The organism is Paenibacillus sp. BK720 (assembly GCF_011761545.1).
GTDB lineage: Bacteria > Bacillota > Bacilli > Paenibacillales > Paenibacillaceae > Pristimantibacillus.
In genome coordinates this window covers 1-21,795 of record NZ_JAASRQ010000014.1, presented here as the reverse complement: position 1 = coordinate 21,795, position 21,795 = coordinate 1, and the positions used below count along the sequence as shown (strand labels likewise).

The 21,795-nt window shown below is 51.9% G+C and carries 21 protein-coding genes and 6 tRNA genes; 1 reads left to right on the top strand and 26 read right to left on the bottom strand.

What is annotated here, in order from left to right:
* Positions 1 to 85 precede the first annotated feature (85 nt).
* The 20 genes from trxB to FHT67_RS29170 form a co-directional block, all read right to left on the bottom strand.
* Positions 86 to 1,015: a thioredoxin-disulfide reductase gene (gene trxB, locus FHT67_RS29265; RefSeq protein ID WP_132313390.1), complete on the bottom strand. Its 930-nt coding sequence runs from the start codon at positions 1,013 to 1,015 to the stop codon at positions 86 to 88.
* A gap of 385 nt (positions 1,016 to 1,400) precedes the next feature.
* A complete protein-coding gene (locus FHT67_RS29260; protein ID WP_132313392.1) occupies positions 1,401 to 3,146 on the bottom strand; it encodes a tetratricopeptide repeat protein in 1,746 nt (581 codons plus the stop codon).
* Positions 3,147 to 3,282: 136 nt separating this feature from the next.
* Positions 3,283 to 4,236: a ribose-phosphate diphosphokinase gene (locus tag FHT67_RS29255; protein WP_167202105.1), complete on the bottom strand. Its 954-nt coding sequence runs from the start codon at positions 4,234 to 4,236 to the stop codon at positions 3,283 to 3,285.
* Positions 4,237 to 4,380: 144 nt separating this feature from the next.
* Positions 4,381 to 5,187, bottom strand: a complete 807-nt coding sequence (gene hisJ, locus FHT67_RS29250; protein WP_132313396.1) for a histidinol-phosphatase HisJ — start codon at positions 5,185 to 5,187, stop codon at positions 4,381 to 4,383.
* 27 nt (positions 5,188 to 5,214) lie between these two features.
* On the bottom strand, positions 5,215 to 5,916 hold the full coding sequence (hisIE, locus tag FHT67_RS29245) for a bifunctional phosphoribosyl-AMP cyclohydrolase/phosphoribosyl-ATP diphosphatase HisIE (protein WP_132313398.1): 702 nt from the start codon (positions 5,914 to 5,916) through the stop codon (positions 5,215 to 5,217).
* A complete protein-coding gene (gene hisF / locus FHT67_RS29240; protein ID WP_132313400.1) occupies positions 5,913 to 6,671 on the bottom strand; it encodes an imidazole glycerol phosphate synthase subunit HisF in 759 nt (252 codons plus the stop codon). The genes hisIE and hisF overlap by 4 nt, the downstream gene beginning before the upstream one ends.
* A 49-nt stretch (positions 6,672 to 6,720) precedes the next feature.
* Positions 6,721 to 7,344 (bottom strand): imidazole glycerol phosphate synthase subunit HisH, encoded by a 624-nt coding sequence (gene hisH / locus FHT67_RS29235; protein ID WP_132313402.1) that lies wholly within the window; start codon positions 7,342 to 7,344, stop codon positions 6,721 to 6,723.
* Position 7,345: 1 nt separating this feature from the next.
* Positions 7,346 to 7,942, bottom strand: coding sequence for an imidazoleglycerol-phosphate dehydratase HisB (gene hisB, locus FHT67_RS29230; protein WP_132313404.1), 597 nt, complete (start codon positions 7,940 to 7,942; stop codon positions 7,346 to 7,348).
* 45 nt (positions 7,943 to 7,987) lie between these two features.
* Positions 7,988 to 9,274 carry a histidinol dehydrogenase gene (hisD, locus tag FHT67_RS29225; protein ID WP_132313406.1) on the bottom strand — a complete coding sequence of 429 codons (1,287 nt, stop codon included), beginning with the start codon at positions 9,272 to 9,274 and terminating at the stop codon, positions 7,988 to 7,990.
* 45 nt (positions 9,275 to 9,319) lie between these two features.
* Positions 9,320 to 9,964 carry an ATP phosphoribosyltransferase gene (gene hisG / locus FHT67_RS29220; protein ID WP_012772162.1) on the bottom strand — a complete coding sequence of 215 codons (645 nt, stop codon included), beginning with the start codon at positions 9,962 to 9,964 and terminating at the stop codon, positions 9,320 to 9,322.
* Complete coding sequence (locus FHT67_RS29215) at positions 9,961 to 11,184, bottom strand: ATP phosphoribosyltransferase regulatory subunit (RefSeq protein ID WP_167202104.1); 1,224 nt, start codon at positions 11,182 to 11,184, stop codon at positions 9,961 to 9,963. The genes hisG and FHT67_RS29215 overlap by 4 nt, the downstream gene beginning before the upstream one ends.
* A 227-nt stretch (positions 11,185 to 11,411) precedes the next feature.
* Positions 11,412 to 11,942, bottom strand: a complete 531-nt coding sequence (locus FHT67_RS29210; RefSeq protein ID WP_167202103.1) for a DapH/DapD/GlmU-related protein — start codon at positions 11,940 to 11,942, stop codon at positions 11,412 to 11,414.
* A gap of 4 nt (positions 11,943 to 11,946) precedes the next feature.
* On the bottom strand, positions 11,947 to 12,600 hold the full coding sequence (gene ppaX, locus FHT67_RS29205; RefSeq protein ID WP_167202102.1) for a pyrophosphatase PpaX: 654 nt from the start codon (positions 12,598 to 12,600) through the stop codon (positions 11,947 to 11,949).
* A gap of 30 nt (positions 12,601 to 12,630) precedes the next feature.
* Positions 12,631 to 13,593 carry a prolipoprotein diacylglyceryl transferase gene (lgt, locus tag FHT67_RS29200; protein ID WP_132313414.1) on the bottom strand — a complete coding sequence of 321 codons (963 nt, stop codon included), beginning with the start codon at positions 13,591 to 13,593 and terminating at the stop codon, positions 12,631 to 12,633.
* Between the two features lie 55 nt (positions 13,594 to 13,648).
* A complete protein-coding gene (gene hprK, locus FHT67_RS29195) occupies positions 13,649 to 14,587 on the bottom strand; it encodes an HPr(Ser) kinase/phosphatase (protein ID WP_132313416.1) in 939 nt (312 codons plus the stop codon).
* A gap of 125 nt (positions 14,588 to 14,712) precedes the next feature.
* Positions 14,713 to 16,104 (bottom strand): DUF4179 domain-containing protein, encoded by a 1,392-nt coding sequence (locus tag FHT67_RS29190; protein ID WP_167202101.1) that lies wholly within the window; start codon positions 16,102 to 16,104, stop codon positions 14,713 to 14,715.
* Complete coding sequence (locus FHT67_RS29185; protein WP_167202100.1) at positions 16,091 to 16,633, bottom strand: sigma-70 family RNA polymerase sigma factor; 543 nt, start codon at positions 16,631 to 16,633, stop codon at positions 16,091 to 16,093. The genes FHT67_RS29190 and FHT67_RS29185 overlap by 14 nt, the downstream gene beginning before the upstream one ends.
* Positions 16,634 to 16,807: 174 nt before the next feature.
* On the bottom strand, positions 16,808 to 17,929 hold the full coding sequence (locus FHT67_RS29180) for an ABC transporter ATP-binding protein (protein WP_132313422.1): 1,122 nt from the start codon (positions 17,927 to 17,929) through the stop codon (positions 16,808 to 16,810).
* 87 nt (positions 17,930 to 18,016) lie between these two features.
* A complete protein-coding gene (locus FHT67_RS29175) occupies positions 18,017 to 19,156 on the bottom strand; it encodes a PucR family transcriptional regulator (protein WP_167202099.1) in 1,140 nt (379 codons plus the stop codon).
* 76 nt (positions 19,157 to 19,232) lie between these two features.
* Positions 19,233 to 20,180: an MraY family glycosyltransferase gene (locus FHT67_RS29170; protein ID WP_132313426.1), complete on the bottom strand. Its 948-nt coding sequence runs from the start codon at positions 20,178 to 20,180 to the stop codon at positions 19,233 to 19,235.
* Positions 20,181 to 20,366: 186 nt separating this feature from the next.
* On the opposite strand from FHT67_RS29170, the gene ssuE reads away from it, so the two are divergent.
* Positions 20,367 to 20,921 carry an NADPH-dependent FMN reductase gene (ssuE, locus tag FHT67_RS29165; RefSeq protein WP_165930845.1) on the top strand — a complete coding sequence of 185 codons (555 nt, stop codon included), beginning with the start codon at positions 20,367 to 20,369 and terminating at the stop codon, positions 20,919 to 20,921.
* Between the two features lie 111 nt (positions 20,922 to 21,032).
* Here the strand turns inward: ssuE and FHT67_RS29160 are convergent.
* The 6 genes from FHT67_RS29160 to FHT67_RS29135 form a co-directional block, all read right to left on the bottom strand.
* Positions 21,033 to 21,108 (bottom strand) — tRNA-Lys (locus tag FHT67_RS29160).
* Between the two features lie 14 nt (positions 21,109 to 21,122).
* A tRNA-Tyr gene (locus FHT67_RS29155) sits at positions 21,123 to 21,206 on the bottom strand.
* Between the two features lie 9 nt (positions 21,207 to 21,215).
* Positions 21,216 to 21,291: transfer RNA gene (locus FHT67_RS29150), tRNA-Phe, on the bottom strand.
* A 19-nt stretch (positions 21,292 to 21,310) separates the two neighbouring features.
* Positions 21,311 to 21,387 (bottom strand) — tRNA-Asp (locus tag FHT67_RS29145).
* Between the two features lie 23 nt (positions 21,388 to 21,410).
* Positions 21,411 to 21,486: transfer RNA gene (locus tag FHT67_RS29140), tRNA-Val, on the bottom strand.
* A gap of 7 nt (positions 21,487 to 21,493) precedes the next feature.
* A tRNA-Met gene (locus FHT67_RS29135) sits at positions 21,494 to 21,570 on the bottom strand.
* Between the last annotated feature and the right edge of the window lie 225 nt (positions 21,571 to 21,795).

Sequence of the window (21,795 nt, the reverse complement as noted above, 5' to 3'; positions counted from 1 at the left end):
GCCCCAGTGTTTCCCTCCGACGATACGAAGCTGGCAGGAAAAAGCCCTCTCCGGGAGAGGAAAGGGCCAACTGTTATCTCGCGTATTAATGTGAACCGATGTTCTCGAGGAACCGTTCGCAATCAAGCGCCGCCATGCAGCCGCTGCCCGCCGCCGTAATCGCTTGGCGGTATTTGTTGTCCTGTACGTCTCCGCAGGCGAATACGCCCGGCACGTTCGTCTCCGAGCTGCCCGGCTTCACTTTAATGTAGCCATGCTCGTCGGTGTCGATCTGCCCGTTCAGAAACTTCGTGTTTGGCGTATGTCCAATGGCGATAAAGACGCCATCCGCCGGAATCGTCTCGTCTTCGCCCGTTGCATTGTTGCGGACTTTAAGGCCGGTAACGCCCATGCCGTTCGCTTCCACCTCAAGCGGCGTACGGTTCAGGCTCCAGCCGATTTTCTCGTTCTCCCGCGCGCGGTCCTGCATGATTTTCGATGCGCGGAGCTCATCACGGCGGTTGACCAGCTCAACATTCGTTGCAAAGCGGGTAAGGAAATTCGCTTCTTCCATGGCCGAATCGCCGCCGCCGACAACCACGATCTTTTTATTGCGGAAAAAGAAGCCGTCACAGGTTGCGCAGGTGCTCACGCCGCGTCCGATATTGTCCTTCTCGCCAGGTATACCCAGCCATCTGGCCGAAGCGCCCGTGGAGATGATAATCGTCTCGCCTACAAATTCGCCTTTGCCCTCTACCTGAAGCTTGAACGGACGTTCGGACATGTCAACGTTGGTTACCCAACCGGTCGTAAACTCGGCGCCGAAACGTTCCGCCTGCTTGCGCATATTGGCCATCAGGTCGGGACCCATAATCCCTTCGGGGAAGCCCGGGAAATTCTCGACCTCCGTCGTTGTCGTCAGCTGTCCGCCCGGCTCCGGTCCTTCGATAACAAGAGGCTTCATGTTTGCGCGTGCCAGATAAATCGCTGCCGTAAGACCGGCTGGGCCGGTACCTATAATAATGGATTTGTACATGGTTGTCCTCCTAAAAGTGGCGATGGTTGATGGATTACTTCGGTACCGGCCGCTGATGTCGCTGCGCGAAAATAACGTCCTTCCGATCGCTGTTGTCCCTTAGTTTCTTGATTTGATCAACCCTCTAAAGGTTGAAACTAATGGCTAAAGGCGAACACTCCGTTTCTCCAGTACGTTATTTTCGCTCCGCTTACGCTTGCTCGGACAACCAAACTAATTCCAGCAACATCGCAGGGAATTTTAAGTCGTCCAACCACTGGGTGGTTGGAGAAGGAAAAGATTAGGGCAAACTTATTTATTCTTATTATATATAAGTTTGCCCGGGAAAGACAAAACGCACTTAGGGAACCATATCCTTAAGTGCGTTGCGATGTCGGGTAATACCTTATTCGAGATGGTCCAAGGAGAAAACCGAGCTGATCGATTTCATCTTTTCCTTGATCCCGCATACCTCGTCGATTTTTTTGGCGTTCTTGCTAACGGTTGCGATGGAGACTCCGTAACGCTCCGAAATTTCGGGATACGACGTTGTCCGGCGGTGCATCTTGGACGTCAAATATTCGAGCGCCGCCGCCCAGCCCTCCGGCTTGGTCAGCTTCGGCACTTCCGGATAAAGCCTCGACAGGAACTCCACCCACAGCGTCATCAGATCGTACTGCTGCACAAGGTCAAAGCGTTTGTTCACGCGAGACATTGCCGCTTCCACAACCTCCTGCCACTTGTCTTCCCAGACCGGAAGACGGGAGGGAACCCGGTTTGGTTCGATGACCGTAGGTTTGCCCTCCAATACGGCATGAAGCGGCTCCTGTACGCCGATTGTACGAAGCACAAACACGGCAATCCGCTTCAAATAATCATCTTCGTCCGCCTCCAGCAGGAAAGCGCGAAGGACGTCTTTGACTTCATTATCGGCAATCATGCCAAGCGCCTGAATAACCTGCAGCTTCGTATTCTGGTCTCCGTGACGGAGTGCCCAGAAGAACGAGGAGCGCACGAGCGGGTCCCGCTTCAAATGCTCGGGAAGTCCATCCGAGGAATTTTCCCACAGCTTGAACTGCTCCTCGAACGGCAAATGATAATGATAGCTTACCGACGCATTCTGATCGCCGGATTTGATGAGAGCCAGCTGCTCCATGTAGTAACGGGGAATATCCGATTCGGGATCCAGCTTCGCGGCCTGCTTCCATAGGCGTTCCGCTTCCACATAACGGCCGATATGGCATGCGGCCACGGCGGCGTAGTGATAAAGGCAAGGGTCAAGGTTAAGCTCCGTGTCCTTTAGGAGACGGGTGAAGTGCCGGTAAGCTGCTTCATGCTCGCCCAGGATGCCCATCGTGGTAGCCAGCTTGAAGACATGCTCCTGATGGAATGGCGCTGTTTTGCGCAGCAAATCAAGCAGAGGAGTAAGACTAGCTTTGTCTCCCGCATGCTGATAGAAAATCCCCAGGTTGCAAAGGGCATGCAAATTCCCCGGCTCGAGCTCCAGCGCTTCCCGGATCGTAGCCATGGCTTTGTCGAACATACCCATATAATAATAGGCCAGCGCCAAATTATTGCGGGCTGCCAGAAACTCGGGCTGCTCCTCGATAATTTTCTCCAGGATACGGACCGCTTCCGTAAACTTGCCTTCTTCCAGAAGCCTGCGGGCCTGGTCATGCTCAACCATGCCTTCGCGTGCTTTTATATTCGTCAGCGGAGCAGGGCGCTCCAGCTCATACTGGAGAAGCTCCATCATCTCCTCGGCTTCGTCGAGGTATTGTCCGTCCGCGTCTTCCTCCAAATAATGAACGAGCGCGCCTTCCGCTGCTTCGTACATCTCCATGTTGGCATAGTTGTTGGCCATGTAGAAATGGCATTCCGTCATGGTCGGATCCAAATCGTCGACAATCCATTTCAGAATCCGATTCGATTCTTCATAATTGCCCATCTCCGACATGATGCCCGCCATGTTGCAATGGTTAACCGGATTTTCCGGTTCATACTCCACGGCACGCCGGAAATATTTGAGTGCCTTGTCATAGTGGTAACGATCCAACGAGCGCACGGCCCGCTCGAAAAAGAACGTGGCGTCCCATTGTATCGGTATGATCTTGGCTGTCTGTTCTATGGCTTCACGTTTCTTCTCTTTCACCTGGCAAGGCACCTCCCGGAACTTGATTTTCTACGATTATACCATAGCAATGCCTATCCTAACACGAAAGAATATGTGGGAAAATCGCGAACGTAAGGAAAAACGCCCGCGATTTTCTTGTCATTACCATATTCGATTAAACGCCGCCGTTTGTTTTGAAGAGGGTGCTGATCGATCCGCCTTCAATGATAATGCGGGTTGCTTCCGCCAGCAGCGGAGCGACCGACAACACCTTGAATTTATCCGGACGATTCTCTGGCAGAGAGATCGAATCCGTTACGATAATTTCTTTGATATGAGGATGATTCAAACGCTCAATGGCATTGCCCGAGAACAGCGGGTGAGTTGCGCATACATAGACGTCTGCCGCTCCGCGCTCCTTCAAGCTTTCCACAACGTTGACAATCGTGCTGCCGGTATCGATCAAGTCCTCGATAATGATAGCGGTTTGACCCTCTACGTCGCCGATTACGTGAGTAATCGAGGACTCATTATGCGCAGGGCGCTTCTTGATCATAATGGCAAACGATGTGTCCAGGTTATTCGCAAGCTTTTCAGCCGTGGAAGCACGGCCAGCGTCCGGAGACACGACTACCGGGTTTTCGATCTTCTTCGACTTCAGGTAATCGCTGAGCAGATCAAGAGCTGTCATGTGGTCTACCGGAATGTTGAAGAAGCCTTGGATAGCCGGCGCATGCAAGTCAATCGTGATGACACGGTTTGCACCAACCGTAGTAAGAACGTCTGCCACCATTTTCGCGGAGATCGGCTCCCGCGGTGCTGCTTTGCGCTCTTGGCGCGCATAGCCGTAGTACGGCATGATGATGTTGATCGTTTTCGCGGATGCCCGCTTCGCTGCGTCAATCATGACGAGCAATTCGACAAAATGCTCGTTGATCGGATGCGAGAACGATTGAACGAGGAATACGTCGCAGTTACGAATCGTCTCTTCGTAGTGGACGTAGATTTCCCCGCTCTTGAAACGGGACATTTTGATGGCGCCGAGTGTCAATCCCAGATCACCGGCGATCTTTTGAGCCAATGCGGGATTGGACGAACCCGAAAAAATACGCAACTTGTCGCTAAACATGATACCCTCCTGAGCGTTTTAAACCAAATAATTTGACATGAAGTGCTAAGCTTCGCCATACGGCAATGCCTTCGTCAATTGCAGGGCGCTTTCATACCGCGTCATGCTTGTTCAATAATCATTATACATCTAATTTACCATAATTCAAAAATCGACTAATACCAATTTTCGCCGTTCAAAGGTCGCCAGCTGAGAAAAACCGACATCTTTCAACACCGCACGCGCTTGATCTAAATATTGTCCCAATCGTTCCGGCTGATGCGCATCCGATCCAATCGTGATCGGAATGCTCAATTTTTTGGCGTATTCGAGCATTCTGCGGCTCGGAAACATCTCTTCCACCGGCATCCGAAGGCCCGATGCGTTAAGCTCGATCGCCATGCCGTGACGCTTCACCGCTTCAAGCGCGGCATTCTCCAGATGGGTAACGTCTCCCTCCGGCTTAAAACCGAAGCGTTTGATGACGTCGATATGGCCGATATAGTCGTAAAAGCCCGTTGCCGCCGCTTTCGCCACCGCATCGTAATACTGCTCATATACCTTCATCCGGTTTTTGCCTTCCCAGCCATGGGTCTGACGGAAATCGGTGATATCCCATTCTCCCAGGAAGTGCACCGACCCAATCACATAATCAAACGGATAGGCGCTAATGATCGTTTCAATTTTTTCTTCCTGGCCCTCAATGTAGTCTCCTTCAAGGCCGACGCGTATGTCAATCCGGCCTTTATACTTTTCTTTCAGGGCTAGACACTCTTCTACGTACCGCGGCAGCTCCTCCATCGGCATCGCCATTTCCGGGTAATACGTCGCCGGGTCCACATGGAGCAGCGGCATATGGTCAGAAAGACCGATCTGCGCAAGACCGATCTCTATGCCCTTCTGTACGTATTCCTCCAGCGAGCCGACAGCATGGCCGCAGCGGGCGTGATGGGTATGATAATCGATAAACATGGCATACCGGCCTTTCTCTTTGAAAAATTATTTACCCGTTTGTTCTCTTCTCATCGCATTGTTTGTCGCAGGCTTGCCGTGGCGGCTTTGCAGCTCCGCCATGACGTCGTCAAGAGGCAGGCCGCGTTCCCGCAGCAGCACGAGCAGATGGAACAACAGGTCGCTAGCTTCGGAGCGAAGCTCGTCGTTATCGCCGTTTTTGGCCGCGATAATCGCTTCGGTTGCTTCTTCCCCGACTTTTTTCAAAATTTTATCGAGGCCTTTCTCGAACAAATAAGTCGTGTAAGCCCCTTCCGGACGCTCCGCGTAACGCTCCGCGATGACACCTTCGAGCTCGCCAAGAATGCCAAAGCGGTCATTGGCAGATGCCTTCGCAGAGTCGGCAGCCTTCTCGGCGCCAGACACTTCAATCTCGTTGAAGAAGCAGGAGTAGGAGCCGGTATGGCAGGCAGGACCCTTCTGATCGACGCGCACAAGCAGCGTGTCCGCATCGCAGTCATACGACATCGAACGGATCTGCTGGGTATGGCCGCTGGTTGCGCCCTTGTTCCACAGCTCGTTTCGGGAACGGCTCCAGAACCAGGTTACTCCCGACTCCGCCGACAGCTTCAGGGACTCCTTGTTCATATAAGCCAGCATCAGCACTTCCTTGCTCTGCGCGTCCTGCACGATAGCCGGAACAAGTCCGTCCTCGCTCCACTTGATAAGCTCTGCCAGTTGCTGTGTCATCGTACTTCCACGCCTTTCTGTCTGAGATCATCCTTCACTTCGCGGATCGTCATTTCTTTGTAGTGGAAAATCGTCGCGGCAAGCCCCGCATCCGCATGGCCTTCCTCGAACACATCGGAGAAGTGCTCAATCCGTCCCGCTCCGCCGGATGCAATGACCGGAATGCCAACCGAATCCGATACCGCGCGGGTTAGCTTCAGATCAAATCCGTCCTTGGTGCCGTCCGCATCCATGCTTGTTAGCAGAATCTCGCCTGCCCCAAGGCGTTCGATTTCGCGCGCCCACTCCAGCACCTTAATGCCCGTTTCCTTGCGGCCGCCATGCGTGAATACTTCCCACTCGCCCCAAGCTTCGTTGTACTTCGCGTCGATGGCTACAACAATGCATTGCGAGCCGAATTTGCGGGCGCCGTCGCTGACAAGGGAAGGATTCAGAACCGCAGCCGTGTTGATCGCGATTTTGTCCGCGCCTGCGCGCAGGATCCGCTTCATATCGTCAACATGGGAGATCCCGCCGCCAACCGTAAACGGAATCGTAATTTCTCCGGCCGTCCGCTTCACAACCTCAATCATTGTCGCACGGCCTTCGACCGAAGCCGAAATATCGAGGAAAACCAACTCGTCGGCGCCCTCCTGATCGTAAGTGGACGCAAGCTCAACCGGATCCCCCGCATCGCGCAGGTTCACGAAGTTGACTCCTTTGACAACCCGTCCGTCCTTAACGTCCAGACATGGAATAATACGTTTCGCCAGCATCTCGTGAATGCTCCCCTCTCGTTCTTGCTTTTAGAAAAACCGATCTATATTATCGTTGCGTTACCGGGCTTCCCGTTAACGCAAGGAAATTGCCAAGCAGCTTTATGCCAAGGTCACTGCTTTTCTCCGGATGGAACTGCATGCCGTACACGTTGTCCCGTCCGACAATAGCCGTTACCTGCTGATAGTAATCCGTTGTTGCCAGAAGGTCGCTTGCGACCTCGGGTTTCGCGTGGAAGGAGTGTACGAAGTAGACATGGCCTTCCTCGAGACCTTTGAACAGCGGGCTTTCGGACTGCAGGAAGCTCAGCTTGTTCCAGCCCATATGCGGCACTTTGTAATCGCCTTGGAAGCGGATAACCTTGCCCGGGAGCAGGTTTAAGCCCTCATTTACGCCATGCTCCTCGCTTTGGCTGAACAAGAGCTGCATGCCAAGGCAAATGCCAAGCAGCGGCTTGCCGGATGCTGCGTAGCCTATAGTCACTTCATCCAGCTTCGTCTCGCGAAGATTTTCCATCGCGTCCCCAAACGCGCCTACGCCCGGGAGGATCGCTCCGTCAGCGGCTGCGATAACGGACGGATCAGCCGTTACAACCGCTTCGTACCCCAGACGCTCCACAGCTTTGCTTACGCTGTGCAAATTGCCCATGCCGTAATCGATGATCGCGATCATGCTACAGCACTCCTTTCGTTGAAGGCACTCCTTGTACACGAGGATCGATGGTAGTTGCTTCGTCAATCGCGCGTCCCAGGGCTTTGAACACCGCTTCGATCATATGATGCGTGTTCTTGCCGTAGTGAACGATGACGTGCAGCGTGATGCGCGCTTCCAGCGCAAGCTTCCACAGAAACTCGTGAACCAGCTCCGTCTCGAAGCTGCCGACTTGCGCCGAAGGATATTCCGCTCGGTATTCAAAGTGCGGACGGTTGCTGACGTCGACGATGACTTGCGCCAGCGCCTCATCCATCGGTACGAATACGCTCGCATAACGCTTAATTCCGCGTTTGTCCCCAAGCGCCTCACGCAAAGCTTGACCAAGGCAGATACCGATATCCTCTACCGTGTGGTGGTCATCGATTTCAATGTCACCGCGTGCTTCTACCGCCAGGTCGAATTGGCCATGCTTCGTGAACAGGTCAAGCATATGATTCAAAAATGGCACATCCGTCTCGAGTTTCGTTTCGCCGCTGCCGTCAACCGCAAAGCTCAGCTTAATGTCCGTTTCGTTCGTTTTGCGCGCGATTTCCGCTTTCCTTTGTGTATCCGCCACTTGCAATTCCTTCTTTCTATTATGAATGGTTATGATCGCTGCCTATTACTTGCCTTCCTGCTCCAGACGAATCTGAATGGCGCGGGCATGCGCCTCCAGCCCTTCATGACGCGCAAGCGTCATAATGCTGTTACCGTTCTTCAGCAGCGCTTCCTTGCTGTAGTAGATAAGGCTCGATTTCTTCAGGAAATCGTCCACGTTCACCGGCGAGGAGAAGCGCGCGGTTCCGTTCGTCGGGATAATATGGTTAGGTCCGGCAAAATAATCGCCAACCGGCTCCGAGCTGTATGGTCCCAGGAAAATCGCGCCGGCGTTCTCGATCAGGCCAAGGAGGCTCATCGGATCGGCCGTCAGCACTTCCAAGTGCTCCGGTGCCAGCTTGTTTACAACATCGATGCCCGCTTCGACCGATTCCACGAGCAGCACAGCCCCATAGCTGTCGATGGATGCGCGCGCGATCGCCTCGCGCGGCAGAGCGACAAGCTGACGCTCCACCTCGGCGGCTACCGCTTCCGCGAGCGTCTCCGAAGGCGTTACGAGGATTGCCGATGCCATCTCGTCATGCTCGGCCTGCGACAGCAGGTCGGCCGCGATATACGAGGCGTTGGCGCCTTCGTCGGCCAGCACAACGATCTCGCTTGGGCCGGCGATACTGTCGATGTCAACGGCGCCGAATACCGCCCGCTTCGCCAGCGCGACATAGATGTTGCCCGGTCCGCAAATCTTGTCGACCGGAGCGATCGTTGCCGTGCCGTAAGCGAGCGCGGCAATCGCCTGCGCGCCGCCGACCCGGTACATTTCCTTCACGCCCGCTTCCGCGGCGGCTACGAGAATATACGGGTCGATGCCTTCCTTGCCGCCGGTTGCAGGCGGCGTCACCATTACAATTTCCGGCACGCCGGCTACTTGCGCCGGAATGACGTTCATCAGCACGGACGACGGGTACGCCGCCTTGCCTCCGGGCACGTATACGCCGACCCGCTTCAGCGGCCGGAGTATCTGCCCGAGCATCGTACCGTCCGGCTGCAGATCCATCCACGAGTTGCGCTTTTGCTTCTCGTGGAATACGCGAATGTTCACGGCGGCCTCGCGGATCGCCGTGAGAAACGCGGCGTCCACCTTCCCGTACGCCGCCTGAATCTCCTCCTGCGTCACGCGAAGCGACGACGCATCGATCCGGACGCGGTCCAGCTGCTCCGTGTAGCGCAGCAGAGCCGCATCCCCTTCCGTCTTGATCGCTTCGACGATCTGACGGACCGTTTCATTTTGCTCCGGCGTTCCGTACTCCACCTCGCGCTGCAGCCCAAACTGCTCCGCCTTCATAATCCGCATAAGCTATCGTCCCCTTCCTCACCTTTATCCTTTATGTCCAGCGTGTTAGACCTTAGCCGCAATCGTATCCTGCAGGCGGTCGCACAAGCTTTGAATCGCTTCGTTCTTCATCCGGTAGCTGACGCGGTTAGCGATCAGACGGCTTGTAATCGGGAAGATGGGCTCCATCTCGACAAGTCCGTTCTCGCGCAGCGTCTGGCCCGTTTCCACCATATCGACGATACGGTCGGCCAGACCGATAAGCGGTGCCAGCTCAATCGAGCCGTTCAGCTTAATGACCTCCACCTGTTGACCGAGCTCGCGGAAATATTGCGAAGCTACGTTGGGATACTTCGTAGCTACCCGCGGGTTAATAACCGGCTTCCAGTCCGCTAATCCGATAACGGACATGCGGCATTTCGCGATGCCAAGATCCAGCAGCTCGTAGACGTCCTTATTTTCCTCCATGAGCACGTCCTTGCCCACAATCCCGATATCGGCAACGCCGTACTCCACGTAAGTCGGAACGTCAACCGGCTTCGCCATAATAAATTCCATGCCCACTTCGGGAAGCTCGATAATCAGCTTGCGCGTATCGTCGAAGTCGCTCGGAATCGGCAGACCCGCTTCGCGGAACAGCTTTGATGCCTGCTTGTAGATGCGGCCTTTCGGCATCGCAACCTTTAAAATGTCTTTTTTCGCTTCGCTCATTGCCTGCTGCCTCCTGTCGCCTTATCCACGCCGCCGATGAACGGCAGTCCCTTCGTATATGTCACGCCTTTATAAGTAAACGAGCCTTCGCTAAGCTCTTTCCAATCCTCTGCTGTCATACGCTCCGTGATAACGGCTGTTCCCTTCTCGCGAAGCTGCTGCGCTTCTGCCAAAGCCTCTGCACGGCCTTCGCCGTCATAACCGATCAGGACGCGCGTAGCGCCCGCCGTGTCCTCTTCCGCTCCAATCAGCTCCAGGATACGCGTGGTTTTCAGCGCAAAGCCCGTAGCCGGCGCCGGACGCCCGAACTGGCTGAGCAGATTGTCGTAACGCCCGCCGCTTGCCACCGGGAAGCCAAGATCCGCCGCGTAGCCCTCAAACGTCATGCCGGTATAGTAAGAGAAATCGCCAATCATGGTCAGATCGATCAAAACATGCTCGCATACGCCGTATGCTTTCAGCACGTCCCATATTTCGCACAGGTGGCGGATCGACTGCTGGGCCGTCGCATCAGCGCTAAGCTGCAGCGCCTGCTCGCAGATCTCCTGGCCGCCGCGCAGACGAAGGATTCCTTCCAGCTCGCGTTGAACCGGCTCTTCCAGCTCAAGCCCTCGCAAGCTTTCCCGGTAACCGACATAATCGCGGTTCAACAGGCAGGCTTTCAGCTGCTCCTGTGCTTCGTCGCGTCCTGCCAGCGTCTCTTCGAACAAGCCGTTCAGGAAGCCGACATGGCCGATTGCGATTTTGAACCGGTCAACGCCTGCCGCCTTAAGCGAGGCGATAGCCAGTGCCACCACTTCCGCATCGGCCTCCGCGGACGCATCGCCAACAAGCTCCACCCCTGTCTGGAAGAATTCCGCCTCGCGTCCCGACTCTTCTTCAATCGAGCGGAATACGTTGCCGTGATAGGACAAACGAAGGGGGAACTGCGATTCCTTCAGCAGCGAAGATACCACGCGCGCAATCGGAGCTGTCATATCCGAACGCAGCACTAGTGTTGTACCCCGGTTATTGAGCAGCTTGAACAGCTTCTGGTCCGATGTCGAGCTCGCGACGCCTACCGTGTCATAGTATTCCATTGTTGGAGTAATAATTTGTTCGTAGCCCCAGCCTTTCATGCAGGCCAGCACATCGCGTTCAATATGGCGCAGCTTCGCTACCGCGCCGGGAAGATAATCTTTTACGCCAATCGGTTTCTCAAAAACTTTAGGTTTGGACATCTCTATTCACCTTCAAATACTTTAGTATATTAAAGTGCTACCATGTTACCATACTACCAAAATAAAATGTTAGTCGTAATATTAGCATGAACATCCGCTTCCGTCAAGGTGAAACGGCTCCACCGTCCCAGGGCGGAGACTTAATATCCAGCAAGAAAGCCCCGCTATCCGCTCCCTCAAGAGATTCGAATAGTGAGGCTTTTCCCCTTTGGGCCCGCTGCCGGCCGCTATGATCTCAGCAAGACCCGCTTGTCTTCATCCTTGTGCTCTTTAGCGTCCGGCCGCCTGATCTCCCGAATCGGATTGCCGCCCACAAACGTATTCGCGGGCACATCCTTATGAACGACCGAACCCGCTGCAACAACGGCATTATCCCCAATCGTTACGCCGGGCAAGATGGTGGAGTTGGCGCCAATCATCACATTCGAGCCAATCTTCACAGTGCCAAGCCGGTATTCCTTGATTAAATACTCATGGGTCAAAATCGTTGTATTATAGCCGATGATCGTATTGTCCCCGACTTCAATCCGTTCCGGAAAGAAAACATCCACCATCACCATCAGGGCAAAAGCGGTTTGCTTCCCAACCTTCATGCCAAGGATGTTGCGGTAGATCCAATTCTTCACCCTCAGCTCGGGACAGTACCGTGCTGCCTGGATAGCGACAAAATTACGTACCGCCTTAAACCGGCTAACCGTTCGGTACATCTGCCATAGGGCATTAGGCCCTTCTACCGGATAACGCTCCACGTTCCGCACAGGGCTATCGCTCCATTCCCGCGAATGCGTACAACTCGCGCATATCGTCAATGATATACCGCGCTCCGTTCTCCTTCAGCAGCTCCCCGCCTTTAAGCGACCAGGCTACGCCAACGGGAATAACGCCCGCTTCCTTGGCGGAGATCATGTCAACTGCGCTATCGCCGATCATAATCGTTGTGGCCGGGTCCGCGTTAAGCAGCTCCAGAGCCATTAGAACCGGTTCCGGATGCGGCTTCGGATTAACGACATCGTCCACCGTCACAAACGCGTCAACATAATCATACAGACCGCAAAACTTCATTCCCCGCTCCGTCGACATCCGAATCTTGGTTGTAACCACGCCAATTCGAATGCCCTGCTCATGCAAAGTCTTCATGACCTCGTTCGTATAAGGAAACGGCCGCAGCAGCTCGTCATGAAGCTTTGTATTTACCGTGCGGTAGGCCTTGATTAGATGCTCCACATCCGTAAGACCCGTAAAATTCCGAAATTGCGCTTCAAGCGTAAGACCCATGCTCGGAATAATATGCTCTCTCCCGAACCCCTCGGGTACCAGGCCTTTCAACGACTCCATGAAAGAGCGGATAATCAGCTCATTCGTATCCATAATCGTGCCATCCAGATCGAATAGCATCGTATTAATATTGCTCGTCATTCTTACGTTCACTCCTACTGCTGTTAAGACTTACAGGTTGTCCGTTTTAGCGTCGGCTACGGGCGCCGACACCTCCTTTGTGGATACAATCGGATCATTGTAACGGACAGATGCCGATCCGTTCACGCGGCGGACAACGATAAAAATCACGGCCGCAATAACGAGCAATACCGCAAGCAGCTGCGAGATCCGTACATCGCCATACGCCGGATCAAGGAAGCCTTGCTCGAACCCGAACCAAGTCATTGGCGTCCACAGAGCATCCATAAGGGAGCCCAGTGCTCCCGGGCCTTGGAAGGCCAAGCTGTCCGTGCGGATGCCTTCGATGAAGAAGCGTCCGATGGAGTACCAGATGAAGTAGATCGCTACAAGCTCACCGGCGCGGAGGAATTTCTGACGGCGGATGACAAGCAGAATAATAAGGCCTACCAAGCTCCAGAGCGATTCGTACAAGAATGCCGGGTGGTGATAGACGCCTTCGCTTGCGACATACATTTGATTGACAATAAAATCAGGCAGATGCAGCGTATTCCGCAGGAAGCTCTCATCCACCGGACCACCATACGCCTCCTGGTTCATGAAGTTGCCCCAGCGTCCAATCATTTGACCGGCAATAAGCGCCGGCGCGCAAATATCTACCAGCCGCCAGAACGGATACCCTTTATAACGGAAGTAGAAAAATCCGCACAGAAAAGCCCCGATCAAGGCGCCGTAGATCGCAATCCCGCCGTTCCAGATTTTGAAAACGTCCACGAAATTGTTCTTGTACTCATCCCAGGTGAACGCTACATAATAAATTCTCGCGCAGATGACGGCCGACGGCACGCCAAGCAGCAGCAGATCCATGAAAAACTCCGGCTTGATGCCGAATCTTTTTCCTTCCTGTACGGCGAGCAGCAAGCCAACCAAAGCCGCCGTACCGAGAATGATCCCGTACCAACGCACATGAATGTCCCCGATGGAAAATGCCGTTGGATCAATTAACAAATTCATTGTTCCGTGCTCCTTCTATAATAGGTCTATTCCTGCATTCCATTCCCTGAAACGATCAATCGAAATCATCCGTGTCTTCGGCAATCGTCTCGGTCAGCTTATTCGTGAACTGCAGAGCGGCGTTATACCCCATCCGCTTCAGACGGAAGTTCATGGCGGCGACCTCTATGATGACGGCCAGATTTCGGCCGGGGCGCACCGGTACGGTGACCAAAGGCACATCCGTATCAATGATCCTTGTCTTTTCTTCATCCAGTCCAAGACGGTCATACTGTTTATCCTGCTGCCAGTTCTCAAGCTTGATAACAAGCGTAATCCGCTTACTTGTCCGCACGGCACCGGCGCCAAACAACGTCATCACGTTGATGATGCCTAAGCCCCGAATCTCAAGCAGATGGCGAATCAACTCCGGCGCGCTGCCGAACAGCTGTCCATCGGAGGTTTGGCGGATCTCAACCGCATCATCGGCTACAAGGCGATGGCCGCGCTTTACCAGCTCAAGCGCCGTTTCGCTTTTACCGATGCCGCTTCCGCCCGTAATAAGCATGCCAACGCCGTATACGTCCACGAGGACGCCGTGGATCGTTGCGGTTGGAGCAAGCTTTTTCTCCAGGAAGTCCGTAATCCGGCTCTGCAGAATGGTCGTCGCCACATTGCTTCGAAGCACTGCGATTTGCGTTATGTTGGAGTACTCGACCAGCTCTTCCGGCGCTTCAAGCCCGCGGGTCAGAATAATGCATGGCGTATTCTCGTGGCACAGCTGTTCAAACCGGCATCTGCGCTCTTCGCTTGTCAGCGTGCTAAGGAAGGTAAGCTCCGTCTTGCCGAGCAGCTGTACCCGCTCATGCGGATGGTAATCGAAATAACCTGCCATCTCCAGACCCGGGCGATACAGGTCATCCACCAGAATAGAACGCTTCAAGCCGTCTTCGCCGGATACGATCTCCATCGAGAAATGTTGTACTAGCTCCGATACTTTTACTTTCTTAGCCATCGAACGGCCTCCTCACTTGCGTTCTCGAATTAAGTTATATAAAAGGTGTAATCCATTGCCAATAGCTTCATCGTAAAGGAAAAAAGCGCCGAACGCAACGTTTCTCCGTCGCTCGGCGCTTTTCGTCATTTTATAACCACGTTCACCGGTTGTTCGACATATCCAGGGTATTGATAAAGCTCAAAAGTTAACGGCTGCTTATACCGTTTGTCAGGAATGGTGTAATAAGCTTCATAGGATCCTCCTGAACCATCCGTATTCCCTCTTGAGCTGCTTTGTACGCCATCACCTTCTTTTAAATTAAATTCCGCTCCCGTTGCGTCATGAAACAAAGCCTTGTAATTAAGCAGCCAATATCCGTACCCTTGTTCCGGTTCACTCAAACGTTTTGCTTCAATTGATAATTTGACCCCCGAAGCGGTCACCTGTACGTTCGTTAACTGAATTCGGTCATCCGGTGTCTCCAATGTTTCTCCGGTTTCTGTATTAATAACAAACTTCTGTCCTTTCGGCGAAAGAAGCAGTCCATCCGCTACCAGCCGAAGATGCTCCGGCTTCTCGAAATAATTGCTCTGAAATGTGAGCGTTGTCGTACCGTCGTCCAGCATGCCAAAACCGCCTTTTGTCTCCCATCGCCGCCCCTTTTCATCAACGAGTGCCAGCCTCATAAATGAATTTGCACGGATCTTAGCGTCAGGCTCTCTCCGGATTATCACTGTTGCCTGTAGCGGAGTAATGAGTGCCTTTTCAACGGTAAATCGCTGGTCGGCTACTTTAAATGTCTGATTAACTGGAATTTCTTCACGCATCTGGTCAAACTGCTTATGGTTAATTGCGATATCGATGTCCTGCCATGCACCGCCCAGCTTTATGCTGAACCTTATTGCGTCCGGCATTTTTATGCCATCGCTTAACGTTATGTCCATCCTATCGCGGATATTTGTCATATCTTTTATCTCCGATTCCGTTTTTCCAATTAAGGAATATCCCCAACCTATCAAGCCCTTCAATTCATTGCCGCTTGAATCTGTAATTTTATAGTCAATTGGTTTGATATCATCATTTACATCCTGCCCTTCACGCGAATAAAAAATTACGAGCCGCTGCTGGTCGGCCATTATACCATCAACAGTAAGAGTATATCCATTCTTGCTAACCGATTTGTTAACCGGCTGAATAAACTCATGATTCATCGCGCTTGTCAGAGTGGAATCGCCTTGGATCAACTCGACAACCCCATTTAGACCCGGTATCTCGCGCATCAGCTCTGCAAAAGCCGGGGATACCCGGATACAAGCGGATAGAAGAACTAGTACACAGGCTGCCGCAACTGCCATCTGCAGAGTCAGTCTGCGTCTTTTCCTTCTCTTTAATTGTTGTCTTCCTTTTTCAACGCCTATTTTTACTGCTGCAGAAAACGATTCTTCCGAGGTATGCTCCAACATTCTTTGTACCTCCGCCTTATCCTGTAAAAGCTGATCTAAGATCTGATCAAACTCCGGCTTATTCCCACTCAATCTTCATCCCCTCCTTTCCGTATGCGTTATCCGTCCTTAGGCGCTTCAGTGCTTGATGCAGCCATGTCCGAATCGTTCCATCCGGCTTCTCCAGCAACTCGGCAATTTCCGTAATCGTCATATCCCGGTAATACTTCAGAACAATAACCATTCGGTATTTAGAAGGCAGCTTTTGCAGTTGAACAGCCATATCCAATCGATCAATGCCATTCCCATCGGCAGCTTGAGCATCTCTCTCCAAAAGCTCGTCGAGTAGTGGAAGCTCGCGAAGCCTTTTTTTACGTTCATCGAGACACACCCTGATTAGAATCCTCGTAACCCAGGTCGTGAAAACCTTAGGGTCGCGTAAAGAACGGCGTTTACTCCATACCCGAAAGGTCGTTTCCTGGATGACCTCAAGCGCATCGGTCTCATTACGCATATAAGAATAAGCAATGCCATAGAGGCGGCTCTGATCCATTTGAATGCGTGCAATAAGCGCATCGTCATCCCCCTTTATTGCTGCGGCTGCATATTCATCTCTGTCCATAGTCCCTCCCGTTCCAATCCTCGCGTTTCTTATGTATTAGACGCCCGAACGACTATTTCGGTTTTTTATTTTTAAACAACAGATAAAACTATATTGGGGGCTCTATGTGAACGGCCCGTAAACGTAAAAAAGGCCGCCCCCCATAAGGAGACGACCTTGTTGTAAATGTAAGAATTAGTTCTCGAAAATGTTCAGCTCGGACTCTTTATCGAACATGTGAACTTTGTTCATGTCCAGAGCAAGCTTAACAGTGGAACCGTCACGCAGAGTCGAACGACCGTCAACGCGAGCGATTACTGTGTCGGAACCGATACCGTTCAGGTACAGGTACATTTCGTGACCAAGGTTTTCGGCAACTTCAACGTTAGCATTAACGATAGTGTTCGGGGAAGCTTCCAGGAACACTGGCTCTTCGTGAAGATCTTCCGGACGAATGCCCAGGATTACTTCTTTGCCTAAATAACCTTTGGAGCGAAGAGTAGCTGCTTTGCCTTCAGGTACTGCAACGTCAACGCCAGTTGTTTTGAATTTCAATGTGCCGCCTTGATCAGTAAGCGTACCCGTGATGAAGTTCATCGAAGGCGCGCCGATAAAGCCAGCTACGAAGATGTTTACAGGGTGGTTGTACAGCTCTTCAGGAGAAGCTGTTTGTTGGATGAAACCGTCTTTCATAACAACGATACGGTCACCCATTGTCATTGCTTCGATCTGGTCATGCGTTACGTAGATTGTAGTTGTTTCAAGACGTTTAGTCAGCTTGCTGATCTCAGCACGCATTTGACCGCGAAGTTTAGCGTCCAAGTTGGAGAGTGGTTCGTCCATCAAGAATACTTGTGGTTCACGAACGATAGCGCGTCCCAAAGCTACACGTTGACGTTGACCGCCGGAGAGAGCTTTTGGTTTACGATCCAGCAAATGCTCGATATCAAGAATTTTAGCAGCTTCACGAACGCGTTTGTCGATGTCTGCTTTTTTGAATTTACGAAGTTTAAGACCGAACGCCATGTTTTGATAAACGTTCATATGCGGGTACAGCGCGTAGGATTGGAATACCATCGCGATGTCGCGATCTTTCGGTGCTACGTCGTTTACGACGCGGTCGCCGATGTACAGTTTACCTTCGGAGATTTCTTCAAGACCTGCGATCATACGAAGAGTCGTCGATTTACCACAGCCGGAAGGTCCTACCAATACCAGAAACTCTTTGTCCTTAATGTCAAGGTTAACATCAGTTACCGAAGCTTTGTCGGAACCCGGGTATTTTTTGTAAATGCCTTCTAAACGTACGCCTGCCATTTGAATGTCCCCCTAAAAGAAAATTTCTTATGGGTATATCTTATCTCACGGGCCCGTTCGTGACTATGCACAAACTTTACAAAAAAACTAATTCCTTTTCGTAACTTTGTACAATAGTAAAATTATTTTGACTAAAACAGCATCTCGGAACTGCCGGACATCCAATCCGGTTTCCTGCTTCAACTTATCTAAACGATATAATAACGTATTCCGATGAATATAAAGTTTCTTTGCGGTTTCGCTGACATTGCAGTCAAGCGAGAAAAAAGTCTCCAGGGTTGCGAGCATCTCCGCCTCCACAAAAAGCTCCGTGCGTTTAAGCGCGTGCTCCAGGTATCTTGAGCGCTGAACCTCCGGAATAGCGTTAAGCAGCCGCTCCAGCTGCAGCATCCATGGCAGATGAATGCTTGTCCCTACATGGAATTTGCGGCCAAGGTTGATCGTCTCCCGAAGCAGTACGGTTGTCTCCACGATTCCTTTAGCCGGGCTAACCGGATGCGCAACGGCCAGATGGCATTCGCCGATCCATTCGCTGGCCAGCATCTCGTGCAAGCCATGACAGATGGAGGACAAGCTGTCCTCTACCGTTTCTTCGTCTTCGTCATCCATAAATTCGCTGTCGGCTTCTTTTAACAGGGAAACAGGTCCCCAAATCAGCCATTCTTGATTCTTTAACGGGATAAGCAGAATATCCTCGGCAAGGAATGAGCGGAGCAGCTTCTCAAGCTCCGGATAGGAAGCCTGCTTGCCGTTCGTGTATTCCGTTACCAATAAGAAGGGAATCATCTCTGCGAACAGCTTGCCGCCCGCCGTCAGATGATCGGGAATGGAATACGAAGGCTCCTCCGATTCAAGCTGCTGCTGAATCCACTCGCTGAGCTTTAATGCGAAGGATTCGCTCTCGGAGAAGGTACTTGGCTTTGGAGCCTGCTGCTGAGCCTGATTCCATTGCAGGGTCCAAGTAATTAACTCGGCCTCTGCCTGCTTAAGCTCCCCTTCGATCTCGAGCGCTTCCACCGTATTACCCGATACTTTTACAATGATCCATGTCCTTCCGTTATTCGCTGCGCGATTGCCTTCCGATATCTTATCGCGGTTATCGTCGTAAGCCCAGCTTGTATCCGCTTGCTGCAAAAGGCCCTTCCAGTCCGATAATGAGAGCGTAATGAACCGAACCTGACAGTTCAAAATGTGCTGCAGCGGGGTTAACCAATCTGTCGTGCTCATTTTACATTACTCCAATCTCCAGCTCCAAGAATGACGCTTTATTTTTCGTCATTGTAACACAAAACTACTGCTCCGTTCAGCCTTTCATTACGAGCAGCAGAATCGACAGCAAGGAGAAGAGCGCCGCAATTAGATACATAAAGGAGACGGTTTGCACCTGGTTCAGTCCCCAGCGCATCAGCGCATGATGGGTATGAAGCTTATCCGCCTGATGCAGCCCCTTCCCGGTAGCCAGCCTGCGAAGCATAACAATAACCGTATCCAGAATAGGCAGACCTAAGGCTAGCAGCGGCACGAGAATCGTAATAAAGGTTGCTTTCTTGAAGGCGCCATCGATGGCAATGACCGCAAGCGTATAGCCAAGGAACGTGGCACCGGCATCCCCCATAAAAATCCGCGCAGGATGGAAGTTATAGATCAGGAAGCCGATGCAGGCGCCACCGATAATAATCGCCGTTACTCCAATGTCTCCTTGTCCTTTAATGAGGGCGGTAACGAACAAAGTCATGGAGGAAAGCGTGCATACACCGGAGGCAAGTCCGTCTACGCCGTCTATGAAGTTGATCATATTTATTAGGGCAAATATCCAAATGATTGTGCCAAGCGCATCGAACCAGACCGGGAAGCCGACAAAATGGCCATTAGCCGGATTCATAATGCCGTCCATATGTATGCCGAAAAACAGCGGAATCATGGATACGCCTAAATAAATAATAACTCTAGGCCAGATAGGAAAATCTTTTCCCTTTGATTTGGAGGCATCGTCCATCAACCCAATACAAACGAGCAGTGCCCCTCCAACTGTAATACTTAAACTCAAAGGCGTTATGCCTTGGAAAGCAATAATCGTCACGACGCATGCCACATACAATGCCGCTCCCCCCATTAGAGGAATAGGGCGATTGTGAATTTTGCGCCAGTTTGGCCGATCTACGATTCCGTATTTAAGTGCTATCTTTTGCATAACAGGTACAAAAGCAATCGTGAGAACAGCGCTCATCCCCACAGCCAGCCAGTATGTCATTCGAATGTTCCCCTTCGTCAGTTACATCAATTGTTGTAGCTTTCAACATTGTTCCCTACCATGAGGAAAAAAATGATTAAAAACTTTACCGGCAGCGTTATAATGAGTTTGACGACTGGAAATTATCGTGTTAGGATTAATTCATAGTTTACATATCGGAATTTATATAATTAAGGAGTGGATATGATGTCTCAAGTGGTTATTTTGTCCGGAAGCCCTAATCCCGGATCCCGTTTAGCAGGAATTACGCAATATGTCGAATCGCATCTATCGGAAAAAGGCATCTCCTTCAACCATATTACGGTGGCCTCTTTACCAGCTGAGGACCTTATCCATGCGCGGTTTGACAGCCCTGCCATTGTTGAAGCAGCTGCCATTGTTGAGGCCGCAGACGTCGTTATCATTGCAAGCCCGGTGTACAAAGCATCCTTCACCGGCGTACTCAAGACCTTCCTGGACCTGCTTCCGCAAAAAGGACTTACCGATAAATTCGTTACTCCTCTATTCATCGGCGGAACCATTGCCCACTTGCTCTCTATCGACTATGCGCTTAAGCCTGTTCTCTCGTCGCTTAATGCCAAGCATTTCGGCAGCGGCGTCTATGCCATCGACTCTCAGATCGCCCGTATTGATGCCGGTGTCGGCGAGTCGCAGTTCGAACTGAATGACGAGCTTAAGCAGCGCCTGGATGCTTCTGTAGCCGAGATTGTTGAAGAACTTCGCATCCGTAAAATCAAATAAGCAATGAAAATAAGCCTGAGGTTCATTCTCCTTCAGGCTTTCTTATTTGTTGTAATATGAAACATCAAAAAACCCGCAGACCGGAATCTGCGGGTTGTACGTTTAGATAAATGGTGAGCCATGAAGGACTCGAACCTTCGACACCCTGATTAAAAGTCAGGTGCTCTACCAACTGAGCTAATGGCTCTCAATAATGAGAAATGGTGGAGGGTGATGGATTCGAACCACCGAACCGTTAGGAAGAGATTTACAGTCTCCCGCGTTTGGCCACTTCGCTAACCCTCCAAAAGCAAATGGTGGCTCGGGACGGAATCGAACCGCCGACACGAGGATTTTCAGTCCTCTGCTCTACCAACTGAGCTACCGAGCCTTACTTATGGACAAAAAAATGGCGGAGCTGACGGGATTCGAACCCGCGGTCTCCTGCGTGACAGGCAGGCATGTTAGGCCTCTACACCACAGCTCCATGGATTATTGCAAAAACATATATGGTGGAGGCTGAGGGGATCGAACCCCCGACCCTCTGCTTGTAAGGCAGATGCTCTCCCAGCTGAGCTAAGCCTCCTAATATATGGTAGCGGCGAAGGGGATCGAACCCCCGACCTCACGGGTATGAACCGTACGCTCTAGCCAGCTGAGCTACACCGCCACGCTTGTCCTACTAGTGTCACTTACAGTCCGTAGGAATACTGTAAGATCAGGTGTCGACATCGCCAAATGTCGTTGCATTCGTCCATGAATCATTGTACTAGACAATCATTCACTTGTTGATTGCGCCCTGAAAACTGGATGCGAAAGTTTGAATTCCTTAAGTTCATTTATGGGGCCCCCGCAAAGTACTCGGAAGTAACTCCGAAGCATTTGCTTCACTTTG